General features: G+C 45.9%; 18 protein-coding genes. 5 read left to right on the plus strand and 13 right to left on the minus strand.

Annotated features, from left to right (window positions below):
- Window positions 1-6: 6 nt before the first annotated feature.
- Window positions 7-690, minus strand: a complete 684-nt coding sequence (locus R7H07_RS19905; protein ID WP_005384002.1) for a spondin domain-containing protein — start codon at window positions 688-690, stop codon at window positions 7-9.
- A 288-nt stretch (window positions 691-978) separates the two neighbouring features.
- Here R7H07_RS19905 and R7H07_RS19910 point away from each other — a divergent pair, with 288 nt between their 5' ends.
- The 3 genes from R7H07_RS19910 to R7H07_RS19920 all read left to right on the plus strand — a co-directional run bounded on the left by R7H07_RS19910 (window position 979) and on the right by R7H07_RS19920 (window position 2,873).
- Window positions 979-1,452, plus strand: coding sequence for a hypothetical protein (locus R7H07_RS19910; RefSeq protein ID WP_206959468.1), 474 nt, complete (start codon window positions 979-981; stop codon window positions 1,450-1,452).
- Between the two features lie 77 nt (window positions 1,453-1,529).
- A complete protein-coding gene (locus R7H07_RS19915; protein ID WP_005375081.1) occupies window positions 1,530-2,459 on the plus strand; it encodes a LysR family transcriptional regulator in 930 nt (309 codons plus the stop codon).
- Between the two features lie 30 nt (window positions 2,460-2,489).
- Window positions 2,490-2,873 (plus strand): VOC family protein, encoded by a 384-nt coding sequence (locus R7H07_RS19920; protein ID WP_005375080.1) that lies wholly within the window; start codon window positions 2,490-2,492, stop codon window positions 2,871-2,873.
- A 51-nt stretch (window positions 2,874-2,924) separates the two neighbouring features.
- Here the strand turns inward: R7H07_RS19920 and R7H07_RS19925 are convergent, their stop codons facing one another.
- The 6 genes from R7H07_RS19925 to R7H07_RS19950 all read right to left on the minus strand — a co-directional run bounded on the left by R7H07_RS19925 (window position 2,925) and on the right by R7H07_RS19950 (window position 8,209).
- Complete coding sequence (locus R7H07_RS19925; protein WP_206959470.1) at window positions 2,925-4,364, minus strand: PepSY-associated TM helix domain-containing protein; 1,440 nt, start codon at window positions 4,362-4,364, stop codon at window positions 2,925-2,927.
- A gap of 415 nt (window positions 4,365-4,779) precedes the next feature.
- Entirely contained in the window at window positions 4,780-5,139 is a 360-nt protein-coding gene (locus R7H07_RS19930) for a hypothetical protein (protein WP_080996669.1), read from the minus strand.
- 218 nt (window positions 5,140-5,357) lie between these two features.
- Entirely contained in the window at window positions 5,358-5,747 is a 390-nt protein-coding gene (locus R7H07_RS19935) for a cytochrome b562 (protein WP_021035869.1), read from the minus strand.
- Window positions 5,748-5,903: 156 nt separating this feature from the next.
- Window positions 5,904-6,656 (minus strand): phosphatase, encoded by a 753-nt coding sequence (locus R7H07_RS19940; RefSeq protein WP_005375066.1) that lies wholly within the window; start codon window positions 6,654-6,656, stop codon window positions 5,904-5,906.
- A gap of 83 nt (window positions 6,657-6,739) precedes the next feature.
- Window positions 6,740-7,186 carry an SRPBCC family protein gene (locus R7H07_RS19945; RefSeq protein ID WP_053303872.1) on the minus strand — a complete coding sequence of 149 codons (447 nt, stop codon included), beginning with the start codon at window positions 7,184-7,186 and terminating at the stop codon, window positions 6,740-6,742.
- A 99-nt stretch (window positions 7,187-7,285) separates the two neighbouring features.
- Window positions 7,286-8,209 (minus strand): DMT family transporter, encoded by a 924-nt coding sequence (locus R7H07_RS19950; protein ID WP_025768592.1) that lies wholly within the window; start codon window positions 8,207-8,209, stop codon window positions 7,286-7,288.
- 128 nt (window positions 8,210-8,337) lie between these two features.
- On the opposite strand from R7H07_RS19950, the gene R7H07_RS19955 reads away from it, so the two are divergent.
- Both R7H07_RS19955 and R7H07_RS19960 read left to right on the plus strand, forming a co-directional pair.
- Window positions 8,338-9,231, plus strand: a complete 894-nt coding sequence (locus tag R7H07_RS19955; RefSeq protein WP_033906699.1) for a LysR substrate-binding domain-containing protein — start codon at window positions 8,338-8,340, stop codon at window positions 9,229-9,231.
- A 73-nt stretch (window positions 9,232-9,304) separates the two neighbouring features.
- On the plus strand, window positions 9,305-10,363 hold the full coding sequence (locus R7H07_RS19960; RefSeq protein WP_025768593.1) for a S1 family peptidase: 1,059 nt from the start codon (window positions 9,305-9,307) through the stop codon (window positions 10,361-10,363).
- A 16-nt stretch (window positions 10,364-10,379) separates the two neighbouring features.
- Here R7H07_RS19960 and fliJ read toward each other — a convergent pair whose 3' ends face one another.
- The 6 genes from fliJ to fliE are packed head-to-tail and all read right to left on the minus strand — an operon-like array spanning window position 10,380 to window position 16,037.
- Window positions 10,380-10,820 (minus strand): flagellar export protein FliJ, encoded by a 441-nt coding sequence (gene fliJ / locus R7H07_RS19965; protein ID WP_017820533.1) that lies wholly within the window; start codon window positions 10,818-10,820, stop codon window positions 10,380-10,382.
- A gap of 24 nt (window positions 10,821-10,844) precedes the next feature.
- Entirely contained in the window at window positions 10,845-12,191 is a 1,347-nt protein-coding gene (fliI, locus tag R7H07_RS19970; RefSeq protein ID WP_005375057.1) for a flagellar protein export ATPase FliI, read from the minus strand.
- Complete coding sequence (fliH, locus tag R7H07_RS19975) at window positions 12,184-12,939, minus strand: flagellar assembly protein FliH (protein ID WP_005375050.1); 756 nt, start codon at window positions 12,937-12,939, stop codon at window positions 12,184-12,186. Before fliH ends, fliI begins: the two co-directional genes overlap by 8 nt.
- Before the next feature lie 4 nt (window positions 12,940-12,943).
- Window positions 12,944-13,957, minus strand: a complete 1,014-nt coding sequence (locus tag R7H07_RS19980; protein WP_005375048.1) for a flagellar motor switch protein FliG — start codon at window positions 13,955-13,957, stop codon at window positions 12,944-12,946.
- Window positions 13,926-15,677 (minus strand): flagellar basal-body MS-ring/collar protein FliF, encoded by a 1,752-nt coding sequence (fliF, locus tag R7H07_RS19985; protein WP_005384024.1) that lies wholly within the window; start codon window positions 15,675-15,677, stop codon window positions 13,926-13,928. Before fliF ends, R7H07_RS19980 begins: the two co-directional genes overlap by 32 nt.
- Window positions 15,678-15,680: 3 nt before the next feature.
- The gene (fliE, locus tag R7H07_RS19990; protein WP_005375045.1) at window positions 15,681-16,037 is read right to left on the minus strand and encodes a flagellar hook-basal body complex protein FliE; all 357 of its coding nucleotides are present in this window, start codon (window positions 16,035-16,037) and stop codon (window positions 15,681-15,683) included.
- Between the last annotated feature and the right edge of the window lie 3 nt (window positions 16,038-16,040).

A 16,040-nucleotide genomic window follows, 5' to 3' on the forward strand; every position in this document is an offset into this window, starting at 1 on the left:
TCCCCCTTACTTCACAACGATTGTGATGGTTGCAACTGGGTTTAACCAACGATGGCTGCTGCTGTCTAGGTCACTGATGCCGCCGGTTGGATCGCTATCACCAAGGTTACCCGGATGCACGTGAACTTTGTCGTTAGTTACCGTTGCTTCAACGCCTGTGCCGCCAGTACCAAAGGTAATGAAAGGTGGGTTTGGCATGCTAGACGCAAGTTCATCGTTCGCTTCTGTACCGGCATCGTAACTTCTTAGCGTTGCTCGGTATGTACCCGCTTCCGTTGGAATCTTCCAACTATCCAGACCGACGAAACCATCATTGGTTGGCAACAACATCGCGCTCAGAGAAAGATAACCGTGGTCGCCACTGTCCAAGGTGAAGGTGGTTGCAACACCCGGATTCAAAATGCCACCAGCAGGATTCTCAACCACCGCACCACCAGCGTTACCAATCACACTAGCAAGACCAGAGATATCACCGCCTTCTGCCATTGCTTCTAGTTCTGGCGTTGCTGCTTGACCCGTTCTGAACATTTGAAGATCAGAACCATGTGCGGCAACAATAAGAGGCGTAAAGTAGATGCCTTTGGTTGCGTTTGTCACGGTGATTTCCAATTCCGCCGCATTCACTGATGCAGAGCCTAGTGCCATAGCGACTGAAGTCATGACGAGTCCGAGTTGGGTACGTTTTTTCATTGTGATTCCATCCTTTAATGAGGGTTGAACTACCCAAGCCCATGTGTACGGCTTTACTTCTTTGTTCGTGACTTGAGTAGGTTAAGCATTACGTTTCGAACGTTTTGCGTTCTTGCCTCTAAGAATGACGAGCAAATCTATCAGCAACTTCATCGAATTCTCATAAAATTCTCACAAGTTCTGTTCGAATTCTGTCAACAGCACTTTTTTACTCTTAATCAGCTATTTACACGTCGCGCTCTCCCCTCCTACAATGCGGTATTCCCTGTTTAAATCACGATTCTCACCATGATTCATAACGTTTTGTCTGCCTACTATGGCGAAATCTACGGCATCGCTTTTTTCAACCACTACTTGAGCCATTACGCCCAAAGTGAACAACAAACGCTGTGGCAAACCTTGATTGAAGTGGAAGAACTCACCGCAGAAAAGCTCAAACCTGTACTGCTGACAAATGGCATGGATATCGAAAGTCGACACCAAGAAATGCTGGATAAAGGCTTAGCAGATGCAACCAAGTGGATTGGTTTACCATGGCAAGAGTTGGTGGTGACTCTTCTGAAATGGGTAGAACCTTATGAGGTCAAGTATCGAGAGTGGCATGAAGAAGTGAACGCTTCACAGCAGTATTCAATCGCTGAGCGAGAAGCTATCGAGTTAATTGCAGACCACGAAACGTCCATTTATCACTGCTGGCAGCAATACCATACTGGTGAATCTGGCTTGCCTGCACTCAATGCATTTTTGGCAAAATATCGTTAAAGCGAGACGGTGACACTTGAACCTCGTGAAACCGTACCAGACAATATCGTTATTCCGCTGCGAAGAACTGAACAATTATGGTTAATCCAAAACTCATTGCCCTACTTCCTGATCTCGCTTCGTTTATCCTAGTGGTAAACGAAGGCAGTTTTACTGCTGCAGCCAAACAACTCGGCGTGACGCCATCGGCTTTAAGTAAGTTGATCACACGGTTGGAACAAGCCCTCTCGGTCAAACTGTTTGAGCGCACAACTCGTAAGTTGATCATCACTCAAGCAGGGCAAAAGGTTTACGACCAAAGCATCGCAATGGTGAATGCCGCGCAGCAAGCCGTTGAGCTATCTGCGGAAGATCATGCTGAGCCAACAGGCGCACTCACAGTAGCAGCCCCTGAAGCATTTCTTAATTCGGTGCTTCAACCGTTTGTGTTGCCATTCCTAGAACGTTATCCAAACATTCAGCTTAAGCTGCGTGCAGCAGATGGTGAGATTGATCTGTTCCGCCAAGGTATTGATGTTGCCTTTAAGCTCACCGACAAACCCGATGAGAATCTAGTGCTCAAAGAGATCAGCAAGACCAATCTCGTTTTATGTGCCTCTCCAGATTACCTAGCCAAACATGGTATGCCTGAGCACCCAACCGAGCTTGAGCAGCACGATTGTATTTACCTTGCCGAGAACGACAAAGACAACATCTGGTCATTCTTTAAAGAAGAAGCGTTCCACTCCATTGCCGTAAGTGGACGCTACGCCGTCAACCATTCTCAAATGCGCTTGAACGGGGTTAAGTCTGGCTTGGGAATTGGGATCTTCCATGACTTCGTGATCAAAGACGCATTAGAGCAAGGGGAAGTGGTTGAGGTTCTGTCGGATTGGATGATTAAGAGTAACTACCACGGCGCTATCGCGATGCAGTATGCACAAACCAAATACATGCCTGCTCGCCTGCGTGTGTTTATCGACTTCGTTAAGGAGCATTTAGTCTCCGAGGACACTAACCATGCTTGAGGATACGAGCCATGCTTGAAGAGGCTAACTATGTTTAATGCTATTCATCACGTCGCGATCATTTGCAGCGACTACCCAAGATCAAAACGCTTTTACACTGAAGTGTTGGGATTAAAAGTCATTGCTGAAAACTATCGTGAAGCCAGAGACTCCTACAAGCTTGACCTCGCTTTACCTGACGGCAGCCAAGTGGAACTGTTTAGCTTTCCGGGCGCACCAGAGAGACCGAGCTTTCCTGAAGCACAAGGGCTACGACATCTCGCGTTTTTGGTTGATAATGTTGAGCAAATAAAAGCCTACCTAGAATCGAATGACGTTGAAGTTGAGCCAATTCGTATTGACGAATTCACAGGCAAAGCCTTTACCTTCTTCCAAGACCCAGATGGCTTGCCGCTGGAGATTTACCAGAAATAAAAAGAGCCAGCACTTCGCTGGCTCTTTTACTATTTCATTCTTTGTCTGTTACTAATTCAACGCCGTTTTCAGCTTCTCAACGCGGTTGAACAACAGCCAATCCAGTGCGAGAACCGTAACAATTGCCAAACCGCCCATCGGGAACGCCAGACACAATATCACCAGCGTTACTAAGCCAAGCTTCCAAATACCGCCCTGCTGAAACTTAGGTGGCGCGCCCAATGTGGCACTGCGACTTGGTCTACGAATCCACCACATCACCACACCTGTAATTGAGATTAAGATGAACGCCAAACAGAACACCACGTTGAGCACTTTGTTAAGCACACTGACATCACCTTGATGCAATGACACACCTGCCGCCATGAACTTGGCAAACAAACTGTAATCTTGCCACGTGACGTCCACCAACAAGCGACCGGAATATTGGTCAAAGTGGCTGGTGCGATCTTGTCTTGGGTCGGAAATATCGCCACCCATAGAGTTAGCTGCAACGGTGTAAACGCCCGTCTCAGAGCGCGGCAAAAACAACTTATAACCAGTGAAGCCCAACATTTCAGCCTTGAGGATGATATCATCAATAGAGAGCGCATCATGGCTGCCTGCGTATGCCATCTCTTCCTTCATGTTGGCATGATCATGAGCGGGTTTGTCTTTCGACTCTGGCACAGCAGCGAGCTCTAAGTTCCATGGCATCTCTTCTGAAGCACCGTGGTTAAGATCTTTATGTGTCAGTGTGGATTCCGGTTTCTCACCCCATGTATAATAGGTTGGGAAGGTATTCCAAGCTTGCACCATTTTCGCACCCCAGATCCCTGCCCAAGATAAACCTGAAATCAAAAAGAACAACAGAACAATCGACAGCACACCACCTAAATTCGCATGCAGGTCACGCATCAAAATCCGAGGGCCATTGTTAAAGCGAATTTTCAAAAAGCCAGCGCGGCTTGCGTTGTCTCTCGGTACCCAAAGGTACAAACCAGACACCAATAGCAAAATCCCCAAACTTGCGGCGATTTCAATCAAACGGTCGCCTAGGTCGCCGATGAGCAACGTGCCGTGAATGCTGTTCATCAGTTCATAGATGCTATCACCACGATTAATGGTGCCTTGTACGTCTCCTGTGTAAGGATTTACTGCAACAATCAGTGAGCTGCCTTCTTGGTTTTGAATCGAGAATCGGTTGGCCATATCGGCCGTTTTAGCAGGTACAAATTGAGTGACATTAAAATCGGGATACGCCTGCTTTACGGTTTCTAATTGTGCAGAGACAGGAACCATTTGCTCTTGTGGTGAAACTTGCAATGTCGCTTCGTATCGAGCCAGTTCGATCTCATCATCAAACAACATCACCAACCCCGTGAGGGAAAGCATGAGCATAAATGGAATGACGAACAAACCTGCGTAGAAGTGCCATCGCCACGTCATAAAGTAGATGGATTTTGCGCGTGAGGCTTCCTTGAGTTGAGGCTTTGCCGAGTTTCTCAACATGTGTATTTTCCTTTTTTCATTGTTGAACACCCAAATTCAGCCAAACGCATCCTGCACATACGCATTCGTATGCGGCGCTATTTGACTTAGATTTGGGAGTACCACTGCTCGAAGTGGCAGTGTTGCTGACTATATACCCAAGTGACTTCAAGATGCTGGATTCAGAGCGTTGTCATTGATTCGAGTGCAAAGAAAACAACGCTGTGTAATAGACAACTCTTTCCAAGTTGTTTGAAGCAGCAATCGGAGCAATGACACGCTCCCGAAGGGCGAGTTGCCTTGGCTTGTATACTTTGTTGTCGATATCTTGATTTAGACCCACTAGACCTTTAAATCGCCGCCGCGTCTACAAACCAAGTCATTCTCGCTGAACCAAGCATCTCGAGGTTACTTGGGTATCGTGTAATTGTTTTCGTTATGAGAAAAGGGAAACTGGCGGCGCTCTAGGAACTGGTGTTTCAAATCGCACACTTAGAGCCAAATAAGCGTAGCTGTCAGAAGTCACCAAGCTCTGTCTTGAAAGTATCGGTGTCGTTGGAAGTGTATCGTGATGAAAAGTCGAGAAGTGGCTAAACGGACAAGGCTTGCCTTTGTGGCTGACCGAATTGTCGCCCTCTTCTATTTGGACCAACTCAAATCCGTTAAGCGTACATAGCGTCGCCCACACGCCCATGCTGTTACCATGAGCATTGATAACAGGCATCAGCGTCACTAGCACCCAACTTAGAGCACTAGTAACTAGCATGGAGCGATAAAAAGGAATTAATCTACGCATAACGGTGACTTAACAAATTTCACACAGCGTAACCAATTCTGAGTGGTAGCTCAAAAACAGGATCAATAAGTGCTTGCTACCTCACAGGTTTTCTTGAATGCATCGATTGACAGGCGCAAAAAAGCCCGCCGAAATGGCAGGCTGATAATGTGTTCATTCATTACTTAGAAATAACGCGTAACCCACTGCCACGAGCAAATGCTCCGCTCAGTAGATAATTAGCCGAACAACTTGCTCCAAATGCTTGGATTGCGCTTGTCGTGGTACTCTTCACGAAGACTATCGATTTCACGCAGTTGAGCTTTTGCTTCTTGTAGCTTGCCCGCATCAAGATCCGCTTCAATCTTATCTAGCGTTACCGTCAGCTTGTTAAAGCCTTCTAAGTAAGTATCAAACTTCTCTGGTGGGTAATTACCACGCTTAGATTGTTCAACAATCGCTTGCAAGCTATCAATCGCAGATTTCATGGTTTCGACATCAGATGCTTCTGCCGCCTGTTTGAATTCCATCTTCATCTGTTTCATGTTTTGTTTTAAATCAACCGCTTCTGCCATTGCGTATGTTGAGCCAAACGCAATCGCACACCCTAGGACTAAAGGACGTAACATTTTTCACTTCTCCATTTATAGTGCCGAATTCTGTGTCGGCTTTATTCACCCAAATAACCTACGCCATAAGAGGCGAAAAACTAGCTTAGTTGAGTATTTCCGGGTCGCAGTGTAAAGCAATCTGGCGTCGGGTGCATACCTTAAATGTAATCAAGTTTATGCGTTGAGAATGCTGTCATATTCTGCAATTGGTTTACGGCCTCTCAAAGCTAAGAAAGACAAAAACTGCTGAGCGGTGTGAGTAATCACTTTCTTGCTATCAATACCCACTTTGTCCATTAACTCTCCAACCAAATCCAGATTACCAACATCGTGACAGAAATGCGCGTCACTGCCCGTGGTGAAGAAAACACCGAGATCTTTCCCGATTTGTGCAATCTCGTGGCAACGGTCTACGCTGCCTACTCGGCTGTTGCCTTTCAGCGTGGTGTTATTAATTTCAATCGCGACATTGTGCTCTTTCGCGCACGCTAAAACGGTCTGAAAATCAAAGTCGAAATTTGGATTACCAAGATGACCGAGCGCATCAATACGACCACTCTGAATGACATTAACAAGTGCTTCCGTGTGAGTTTGCTTGTTTGCAGGACGAAAAACGGGTTCATGAAAACTCGCGATCACCCAATCTAAGTTGCGGTCTACACTCAGCGGAATATCAATGTCGCCTTCGGTATTCATAATGTTAGATTCAACGCCGCGAATAATCGCAACGCCTTCAAGAAAGCGAGGCAGAATTTTCTGGTTAGAGAAGAACCAGTAATGAGGCGCACCCGGCATTGATTCTGCGTGATCGGTCGTGCAGAACATATCCAGCCCGTTCTCTTTTGCCAACTTTGCATTTTCAATCAAGGTACTGTACGCGTGACCACTGGCGTACGTATGTGTATGGGTATCAACTTTAAATTCCATCATCCACTCTCTAAGGTGCGCTATCTTGCGTGCTATTGTATACCTTCAGGCAACGCATCGTCAGCCCAAGATAAGCAAGAACCCTAAGCTTGCTCTTCACTAATGGCTTTTATCAAGGGTAAGGCTTTTTCCCATCCGTGATTAAACATAGAAACAAAGTCGTTGTGAGTATGAATGGTAACATTGAGTAGTAAACGATCGTTGTTGGTATCGATCTGGTAGATCTCTCGCGATCCGATCCACCTAGATGCTAGGTCAGCATCGAGTTGTTGACGATTATCCGGATTAAAAATGGCAACATGATGAAATTCAAGTTTTTGAAGCGGTAGCACCGTATCTATGATCGCCGTTGTCCCGCCCATATCTGGATCAAAAAAAGTGATGCCACCTCCTTCTTCCCAAGCTCCTTCAAATTGAGACTGCGGTGAAAAGGCTTGTGCCCAACGTTTATACAACTCAACATCGGTTAGCACTTCCCACACTCGTTGCGGTGTCGCCGAAATTTCGACGTAATAATTTAGCGTAAGCATGATTTCTCTCCCTGAACCTTTCTTGACGCTAGCCCATACTCAAGAAAAATCAAACCACACGACCAATTTATCTACCTGTCCCCTTCATTTTCCGACAGACTAAGAAGTTCTCGCTTGTAAACCACCACTGCGATGCGCCGTAAAACGAACCCAACATGTGTTCAGTATGATTGCGAGCACTATTAAACTCATCCCAACAATTTGACTTTGACTCATTCGGTCTTCAAAAAACAGGCTCTGCCAAACCGCAGTGAACAATAAGTTAGTAAAAATGAGTGGTGCAAGTTGAGAGCCACTGCTTGCCAGTTTATATGCTTTGGAGCGAAAAACTTGGGTGTTAATGATCATCAGAGACATCATACCGATCCACAGCGTATTTGAAGAAATCTCAGGCGCCATAACACTCATATTAAGTAACACGTCGAAGTCGTTAAACAAAGTTAGCGGCAACAGAAATACGGCAGCAAAACCAAACGCCCAAAAGTTGATTTCTAGCGGCGACATATTTGTTTTACTCACTTTATATAACGTAAGCTGAGAACCAGAATTGAAGAGTCCACCAGCCAAGCCGAGCAATAAATCCGCTCGCCATGTGATCTCACTTCCACCGCCCGCCAACATAACCACACCAGTGAACGCCATTGCTAAAGCCGCCAATGTTGAAACACGAATGCGCCCCCTCATGAACAGCTTTTCAACCAAGGGAATAAATAATGGGCCAGTAGCAAACAAAACGACCCCCTCAACGAGCGTTAACGTTTGTAATGACGCGATAAAGCAAAGTTGTGACAAACCGATACAAAGAGCACGCAATAAAATAGGCTTTAGCGTGCCCGCTTTAGGAAAGGTAAGGTTTTTCACACGAAGTAAGATAAGCAAGATAAGCGCAGGCACCAAAAAACGTAAGAAGCTAAATAGTGTGACGGAAAGTTCGCCTGACAACTGCTTTGCTAACAGTCCAGTAACAGATAAGCTTAACGTAGACATTAACATGAAAAGGATAGATTTGTTTACAGCATTCATTCAATACTCCTTAATATATGGAGCATTTTAAAAGACATCACTTATAGTAAATAGCGAGTAATATTAACCATTGATGTAAGAAAAACTTACAGTTTAACTTATCTATCACCAGCTACGGTTTTTAAATTATGCGGAAACTAGTCCCCTTAAAGTCCATCTACGCATTTGTTGCAGTAGCTGAGTCTGGCAGCATGACAGAAGCAGCACAGATATTAAGTGTGAGCCACTCAGCCGTAAGTCAGGCAATTAAATCGCTGGAGAGTCAAGTCAACAAGCCTCTATTTGATCGCATAGGCAGACAAGTTCAACTCAACGCGGACGGTAAAAAGTATTACAGGAAGGTGGCACCCGCTTTAGAGCAAATTGTCGATGCAACGGAAGCACTCATCCAAGATCAGAACTTGCAGCGTGTTACGCTCAATATGGTGAATTCATTGGCTCTTCACTGGTGGATTCCTCGAATGTCAGATTTACAAGGGTTTGCTCCTCAATTAGACGTTCGTTTATCAAACCTGTCTGGCAGATTCAATTTAGAACAAGAAGGTATCGACGCGGCCTTGGTGCATGGAAATCCCGAAGAATGGCAGGATTACTACTGCGAAAAGCTCAGTGAAGATGAACTGGTTTTGGTGTGCAGTCCTGAATTGATAGCGAAGACCAAGGACTCAAACATCACTCAACTCTTAAAGCAGTATCCCATCATTGAAGTTACTAACGAACGAAGAAAAAATGACTGGAACGTGTGGCTGGACGCGACGGGTATCCAGCGACCTAAAAATAAAAAACCAATCACTTTTAACATGTCGATACAAGCCGTCCAGGCCACAACTCGTCGTTTGGGGTTATTGGTCACTCATCGCTTGTTTGTGAAGGATGACATCAAATATGGTCAGCTAATCGAGCTGGGTGAACCCGTCATTAATCCTCATCAACAGCTTTACTTTGTATGCCCGCCACACAAGCTAAAGCTTGAATCGTTTCATCTGTTGCGATCTTGGCTACAACAATCATTCAACTATTAGAAACTTTTGTTAAGCACATTCACTGAAAAACTAGTATAAAGTTAGAAGAGCACTTTTCATCCAAGGATGGTTTATGAAGCAGTATCAAATATGGCTAAGCGCCCTCTGTTTTGCAGTATCTTTGAGTACGACCGCTGAAGTAGAAAATGATAACCGCCTTTCAGAACAAGGGATCTCCACGGCAATTATTGGGGGTCAGCAGGCTACCCAAAACCAACTTCCTTTTTTTGCACGTCTTATTCTACATAAAACTGGCGCTAATCAGTTTGCCAATATTTGTGGGGGAACCATTGTAAACGACCGCTTCATTTTAACTGCGGCTCACTGCGTAGAACCAAGCGTTTTTACTGACGGCTGGACAATCAACGACCTACGAGTGTTAGTCAAAAACCCTACGATGAATGACGTGTTTGTTGAAGAATTCAAAGATGTTCGCTCTATCACGATTCATCCTGATTATGTGCCTAGCGATTTATGGATTAATGACATCGCTGTCCTTGAATTGACTAGACCTATCACCGATAACGTCCAATCCATCACTTTACCGCAAGACTTTGGAGACTACAGCAGCAAGTCAGTTTATCAGATATTCGGTTTAGGTCAGACCTCAACCAATGATGAAAGCCCCCCTAACTATTTACGCTGGGCAGAAGTAAAACCCCTTACCGACACCCAATGCGCTTCGTTGGTAACAGGGTTTAACGCTCAGGAAAGTTTATGTGCGAATGGATTTCCTGAACGAAGCTACACTGGTATCTGTCGTGGTGACTCAGGCGGTCCTCTCACCTATCAAGACAATAATGGCATGTATCAGCAAATTGGCATTGTGAGCTACGGTTCTTCAGTTTGCGAATCCGCTGCGATTCCAAGTGTGTTTACCGAGATTTTGAACTATGCAACATGGATTGAGACCCAAACCAGCTCAGGTGTAAAAACCAGTTATAACGCCCTCTTAGCAAGTTCGGAAGATTATCATAGCGAAGGGGACTCTGGCTTTGAGCCTGTCGATACCAACACATCTGGCTTTGGTAACAACGGCAGCAGTGGCGGCGGTGCTCTCGGATCAGGGTTGATCATGCTTGGAGGCTGGTTTGGTTGGCTAAGACACCGCAGAAATTATTCGCGCTCCTAGTAGCGTCAACAAGACATCATAATATCTTACGCTTAACGCGAGAGTTAATGATGTCTTCAATCATCTTTTGCTCTTTTTTCGCTTTTTCATAGTTCTGCTTAGTACGCCAACGATCAAGCACTTTTTCTAACCCTTGAACGCGTGCGTGCTTGTGTTCTAGCGTTTTCTGTACAGATGCACATTCCGCTTGCATAACGGCTTGCTCTTGCTCGTGGTGACGAAGCATTCTTTGTAGCATTTGGTCAACACGATTAAAGTTCATCAAAGCCGCGCTCGTCAGCGTCGGGCCGGTTCGGGTTGATTGTCCAGCGTGGCCTTTCAACGCCGACAACTGTTCCAATTGCATTGAAAGATGGGAGTGACGCTGACGCATGGCATCAAGTTGTTGACCCACACGGTCACGCTGTTTTTCTTCCATTTGCTGTAACTTGCCTACGGCTTTTAACTTGGATTTCATTTCAGCCTTGTCACTCCCATTTGATTAAGCACTTTGAAAAAGCTGCGCGAGCTCGGTCAAACTGGTTGGGTAATCTACAGACTCGTTGGCAGCTTGTTGTAGATATGCACGCAAATTTGGATACATAGCAACAGATTGATCTAACTCAGGATCTTGTCCTGGTTGATAACCCCCTAATGGCAGTAACTCTTTAACCTGAAGGTAGTTGGAGTACATTTGACGGAAGTTATTCGCAATCGTGCTGTGTGCGTCCTGCGTACAAGTATTCATACAACGGCTAATAGACGCGTTGATATCTATCGCGGGATAATGCCCTTGCTCAGCCAGTTGACGCGATAAAACGACATGCCCATCTAAGATGGCGCGCGCGGAATCCACGACAGGATCTTGTTGGTCGTCCCCTTCTGCCAATACGGTGTAAATTGCCGTTAAGCTACCATGTTGATTTTCACTGTTACCCGCTCGCTCTAAGAGTTGAGGTAACACGCTGAAGACTGAGGGCGGATAACCACGAGAAGCTGGAGGCTCACCGAGCGAAAGAGCGATTTCGCGCTGTGCCATGGCGTATCGGGTTAGAGAGTCCATCAGAAGTAGAACGTCTTTGCCTTGGTCTCGGAAATACTCTGAAACGCGATGACAAAGTAATGTCGCTCTTAACCTCATTAGCGGGGATTCATCAGCAGGAGCCGCGATAATGATCGCTTTCTTGCGCGCTTCTGGGGTTAAGTTTCTCTCGATGAACTCACGTACTTCTCTGCCTCGCTCACCGATAAGCCCGACCACAATTACATCGGCCTCCGTGTTTTTGGTGATCATCCCCATTAACACACTTTTACCGACGCCACTGCCAGCCATCAAACCAATACGTTGGCCTTTGCCTACCGTCAATAGTCCATTAATCGCTCGCACGCCTACGTTGAGTGGTGTATCAACTGGGCGTCGCTTCAGTGGGTTAATCGGTTTTGGTTCAAGTGAAACTCGATCTCCCCCCTTAAGCGGTGCCCCATCATCTAACGGCTCACCTAAACCATTCAGTACGCGTCCTAACCACTGAGAGCTTAGCTGCACGGTACTGTCACCATCAAGAGGGATGACTTTTGCACCTGCAAACAAACCGCCTAAACGGCGGATAGGCATGAGGTAAGCAATGGTGTGTTCAAAGCCCACAACTTGCGCTTCGATCATATCGCCTTCCGCGGTTTCTACGAGACAACGCTGCTCAAGCTTAAACCGACACCCTACGGCTTGTAACATTAAGCCGTTTACTTTTATCAATCGCCCTGTTACGCGAGCAACAGGGATTGAATCGAGCGAAGCCAAGGCTTCGCTCAAACGCTCACTTAATAGTTCATGGCTTAGGGTATTACTCATGCTCAGACTCTACCTGTGGAATACTGACTTCATCCAAAAGGTGTTGCTTTACATTGTCCATACAGGCTTCCAAGCGAGAGTCGCAGCTCGCATCCGCTTCTGCGTCATCAGTCACTAACTGACAGCCACCAATAGGAAGCTCCGTATTAGGGACCAGTTTCCAAGATTGCGGCAAATCAGCATTGATGTGAGTAATGCGCTCTAAATCTTGCGGATTTAAATGCACAGTTACTGTTTCCGCTTTACCAGGCATGGCAGACAATGTCTCGTCCACCAAAGCTAGGATCTGCTGAGGCATTAAAGTGAGCTCGGCACGAATCACTTGCTGAGCAACCTTTTGTACCAGTTCACAAATCATATGGCGTTGTTGCTGTTCTTTTTCATCTTGCCAACGAGAAAGGGCGTGAAAAAGTTCATTGACAGGCTTCGCCGCCTCCAAAAAGCCTTGCTTTCCAGACTGCTCACCGGAAACAAAGCCTTTTTGGAAACCTTCTTTTTGGCCTTCCAACAGACCTTGTTGCTTGCCCTGTTCGATACCTTGGCGTAAGCCTTCCTCATGTCCTTGTTGCAAACCTTGTTGAAAACCTTCTTCAAGTTGCTGTTGGATATCTATTTGAGGTTCTTGCCAGCCTTGGTTATCTAGCCCGAATTCGTCTTCGATAGTCTTAGGTTGCGCTAAAGGCGGAAAACGGTGTAAACGATACCCGCTCGGAGGCAATCGCATAGTACTTGATTTTGTCTCTAGCATGACCTTACTCCACCGTTGGCTCTTCATAGAGAAGCAGCTGAACTTCACCAGATTCATCCAACTCACGTACCATTTGCATGATGTCTTGACGTGCTTTTTGAACTCGACTTAACGCAACAGCGCCGCGTGCGTCCATGTCATCTTCTAGCGCTTTCACCATACGTTGCGGCATTGAACGCTTAATAGCTTGTTGTAAGGTAATATCGGAACCTTTTAGCGCAACAGCCCACAACTCTAGCGGGATTTGCTGCACCAACATGTCCATAGTTTCTTCGCGTTGTCGGCCAAGAACCATAAAGTCGAACATGTTTTCTTCAATTGCATTAACAACATCTTCATCATGCAACTTCAGCATTTCCATCAATGAACCACGGTCACCTTCAAAGCGGTTAATGATATCTGCTGCTTGCTTAACACCTGATAACGGCGTGCTTTGACTTGCGGATACTTTTTCGATGCAACGCTCAACGAGTTCATGCAAATCAACGGCAACTTGATGATCGATATCTTGCAATTGAGCAATACGGAACAATATTTCGTCATGGTAATCTTGTGGCAAGTGCTTCAATACCGCTGAAGAGCTGTCCGCTGGCAAATACGCTAGAAAAATTGCTTGCATTTGTGGGTGCTCATTCACAATGAAACGAGCGAGAGTTTCTGCTTCCACCCACTGTAAGCGCTGCATATTGTTGCGAATTTCATCGCCATATAAGGTATTTAATAACCCTTTTGCCAAATCGTTACCCAACGCTTTGCGCAATGTATTAGATAGGTATTCCTTAGAGGCTCCTCGAATACCGCTGTGCTCACGGAAATCTTCAAAGAAAGTTTGAATAACACCACGAGCAGAATCGCTCTTAATGCCATTTAACTTCGCCATTGCACGAGTCACACGCTGGGTTTCATCACGGCTAAAGTGTTGCAAAACCTTCGCTGCGGCATCCTCGCCCATGCCTAATAGCACGAGCGCGGTTTGTTCAACATAACTAAGCGTCTGCTTTGATAGAACTGTGTTCATTGATGTTTACCCATTGTTTCAGTATTTCGGCTACGCGCTCTGGCTCTTCATTAGCAATAAGCTGTAGGTGTTTCAATTGAATTTCTAATGGCGAACCTGCTGGTGGTAGCATGTCGCTGTTTACATCTAAACCTGAAGAGGCTGAGATGCCTTTTTCAGATAGGCGGCGATCAAGTACTTCTTCATGCTCGCGCTCTTCACGCGTTTGCAAGTTTTCGTAGTCAGGTTCTTCCTGAGGCTCAGCAAAATTTAGCTCAGGCACAGGTTTATCAACGCCAGTTAGGTGCATGATTAATGGACGCAGTACGAAGAAGATCATCGCCAAGCCTAACAAGCCACCAATAACGTAGCGTATTGGCTGCTGTACTGTAGGGTCTTGCCACCACGGCAGTGCAGGAGGAGCATCAATTTCAATTGGGGTGAAGTTGAAACTCATTAAACTTAAGCTGTCACCACGTGTGGCAGAGATACCAACAGCATCCATGATCATGTTTGAGATTTGCTCTTTATCGGCTTCACTCCACGCCACACCATCTGGCGAAGCTTTGGAGTTCAACAGAACCGAGACACTAAGCTTTTCTATTTGGCCTTGTTGGTATTGAGTACGACGAACACTGCTCCCTACAGCATATTGACGATTCACTTCAGATCGCGCATTCGTGTTTTGGCTATCGTTCGTTTCCACTTCACCAGATCCTGTCACTGGCGGTTGGTTACTTAGAGAACCAGGAACACCCAACGCAATTTGATCAACCGAGTTGTTATGAATGGTGTGCTCATTACGCACAACCGGTGCGTTATCCAAAATTTCTTGTGTTTCTTCAACTTGGCTAAAGTCCAGATCGGCAGCGACTTGTACTCGGAAGTTACTCGGCCCCACAATCGGCGTAAGCATATCTGCTGCGCGTTGGATGATCTGTTTTTCAACACTCTTCTGGTATTCAAGATATTTCGCATTTACTTTACCAGCTTCCGCAGAAGCGACATCCGCACTAAGAAGACGGCCATACTGGTCAATGACAGAAACAAATTCTGGCTTCATTGCCGTGACACTGCCGACCACTAGGTTAATGATCGCTTCAACTTGTTCAGGCTTTAAGTCTTCACCAGGTTTGAGCTCAAGCATGACAGATGCTGAAGGATTCTCACTGTTTTGGCGGACGAATAGAGTTTGACGAGGTATTGCTAAATGAACACGCGCGTTCGCTACTGAGTTCAAAGACATGATAGTACGTACTAACTCACCTTCTAAACCATGACGATAACGCGCCGTTTCCATAAATTGGCTCGTACCAAGAGAGCTATCTTCCTTGAGCGAATCCAAACCTGTCGGCAGCTTAGCTTTAACACCTTTTGATGCAAGCAACATGCGTACCTTCGCAACCTCACCTTCTGGTACAAGAACTTGTCCATTTTGCTCTTGCATGCGGTAGCTTACGCCTTCGCTTTCTAATACCGACACAATTTCGCCGATATCAAAACGCTCTTGCTGGCTATATAGCGGACGAAAGCTCTGCGAGGAACTCCATAGTGCAACCACAATAATCGCTGCAACAATCGCAGCTAACACCGCAGATAGCACTAAGTTTCTCTGACTGCTAGACCAGATTTGCTTCAGCTTCGTTGTCACATCGTCCATGCCGTTGGCAGTAGAAAATGTCTGTGCTGTGCCGGTAGCCATAGCTGTGTTTCCGGCGACTTGGGGGGTTAGTTCTGACATGAATTACACCGGCATCTTCATAATATCTTCAAATGAGGTCACGACTTTGTTGCGCACTTGCATCAAAGCATTAAAGGACAAGCTGGCTTTTTGGCTCGCGACCATTGCACCAACTAGGTCATCACTTTTTCCTGTTTCTACGGCCGTCATTTTTTGACTAGCCACTGATTGATGTTGATTCACTGTATCCAACACATTTGTCATCGCTTGTGAGAACGATAAAGGTGCGTTTAGTGATTGTTGATCTAAAGGATTTGCACTCACGATAAACTCTGGCGGCTGCACTTGTGCCTGCATCGCCTGCATTTTTGACAACATAAGTTGCTCTGCCGAGACCGCATGAGTAGGTTGACTTGCCATCTA

The sequence above is a fragment of the Vibrio sp. Vb1127 genome, from assembly GCF_033338735.1.
Lineage (GTDB): Bacteria > Pseudomonadota > Gammaproteobacteria > Enterobacterales > Vibrionaceae > Vibrio > Vibrio alginolyticus.

Excerpts from the sequence above, each read along its gene's own strand:
- R7H07_RS19925 (WP_206959470.1), bottom strand. The coding sequence starts at position 4,364 with ATGTTGAGAAACTCGGCAAAGCCTCAACTCAAGGAAGCCTCACGCGCA.
- R7H07_RS19910 (WP_206959468.1), top strand. The coding sequence starts at position 979 with ATGATTCATAACGTTTTGTCTGCCTACTATGGCGAAATCTACGGCATC.
- fliF (WP_005384024.1), bottom strand. The coding sequence starts at position 15,677 with ATGTCAGAACTAACCCCCCAAGTCGCCGGAAACACAGCTATGGCTACC.
- R7H07_RS19950 (WP_025768592.1), bottom strand. The coding sequence starts at position 8,209 with ATGAATGCTGTAAACAAATCTATCCTTTTCATGTTAATGTCTACGTTA.
- R7H07_RS19940 (WP_005375066.1), bottom strand. The coding sequence starts at position 6,656 with ATGGAATTTAAAGTTGATACCCATACACATACGTACGCCAGTGGTCAC.
- R7H07_RS19905 (WP_005384002.1), bottom strand. The coding sequence starts at position 690 with ATGAAAAAACGTACCCAACTCGGACTCGTCATGACTTCAGTCGCTATG.
- R7H07_RS19980 (WP_005375048.1), bottom strand. The coding sequence starts at position 13,957 with ATGAACACAGTTCTATCAAAGCAGACGCTTAGTTATGTTGAACAAACC.
- R7H07_RS19920 (WP_005375080.1), top strand. The coding sequence starts at position 2,490 with ATGTTTAATGCTATTCATCACGTCGCGATCATTTGCAGCGACTACCCA.
- fliJ (WP_017820533.1), bottom strand. The coding sequence starts at position 10,820 with ATGAAATCCAAGTTAAAAGCCGTAGGCAAGTTACAGCAAATGGAAGAA.
- R7H07_RS19930 (WP_080996669.1), bottom strand. The coding sequence starts at position 5,139 with ATGCGTAGATTAATTCCTTTTTATCGCTCCATGCTAGTTACTAGTGCT.
- fliH (WP_005375050.1), bottom strand. The coding sequence starts at position 12,939 with ATGCTAGAGACAAAATCAAGTACTATGCGATTGCCTCCGAGCGGGTAT.
- fliI (WP_005375057.1), bottom strand. The coding sequence starts at position 12,191 with ATGAGTAATACCCTAAGCCATGAACTATTAAGTGAGCGTTTGAGCGAA.
- R7H07_RS19955 (WP_033906699.1), top strand. The coding sequence starts at position 8,338 with ATGCGGAAACTAGTCCCCTTAAAGTCCATCTACGCATTTGTTGCAGTA.
- R7H07_RS19960 (WP_025768593.1), top strand. The coding sequence starts at position 9,305 with ATGAAGCAGTATCAAATATGGCTAAGCGCCCTCTGTTTTGCAGTATCT.
- R7H07_RS19915 (WP_005375081.1), top strand. The coding sequence starts at position 1,530 with ATGGTTAATCCAAAACTCATTGCCCTACTTCCTGATCTCGCTTCGTTT.
- R7H07_RS19935 (WP_021035869.1), bottom strand. The coding sequence starts at position 5,747 with ATGTTACGTCCTTTAGTCCTAGGGTGTGCGATTGCGTTTGGCTCAACA.
- fliE (WP_005375045.1), bottom strand. The coding sequence starts at position 16,037 with ATGGCAAGTCAACCTACTCATGCGGTCTCGGCAGAGCAACTTATGTTG.
- R7H07_RS19945 (WP_053303872.1), bottom strand. The coding sequence starts at position 7,186 with ATGCTTACGCTAAATTATTACGTCGAAATTTCGGCGACACCGCAACGA.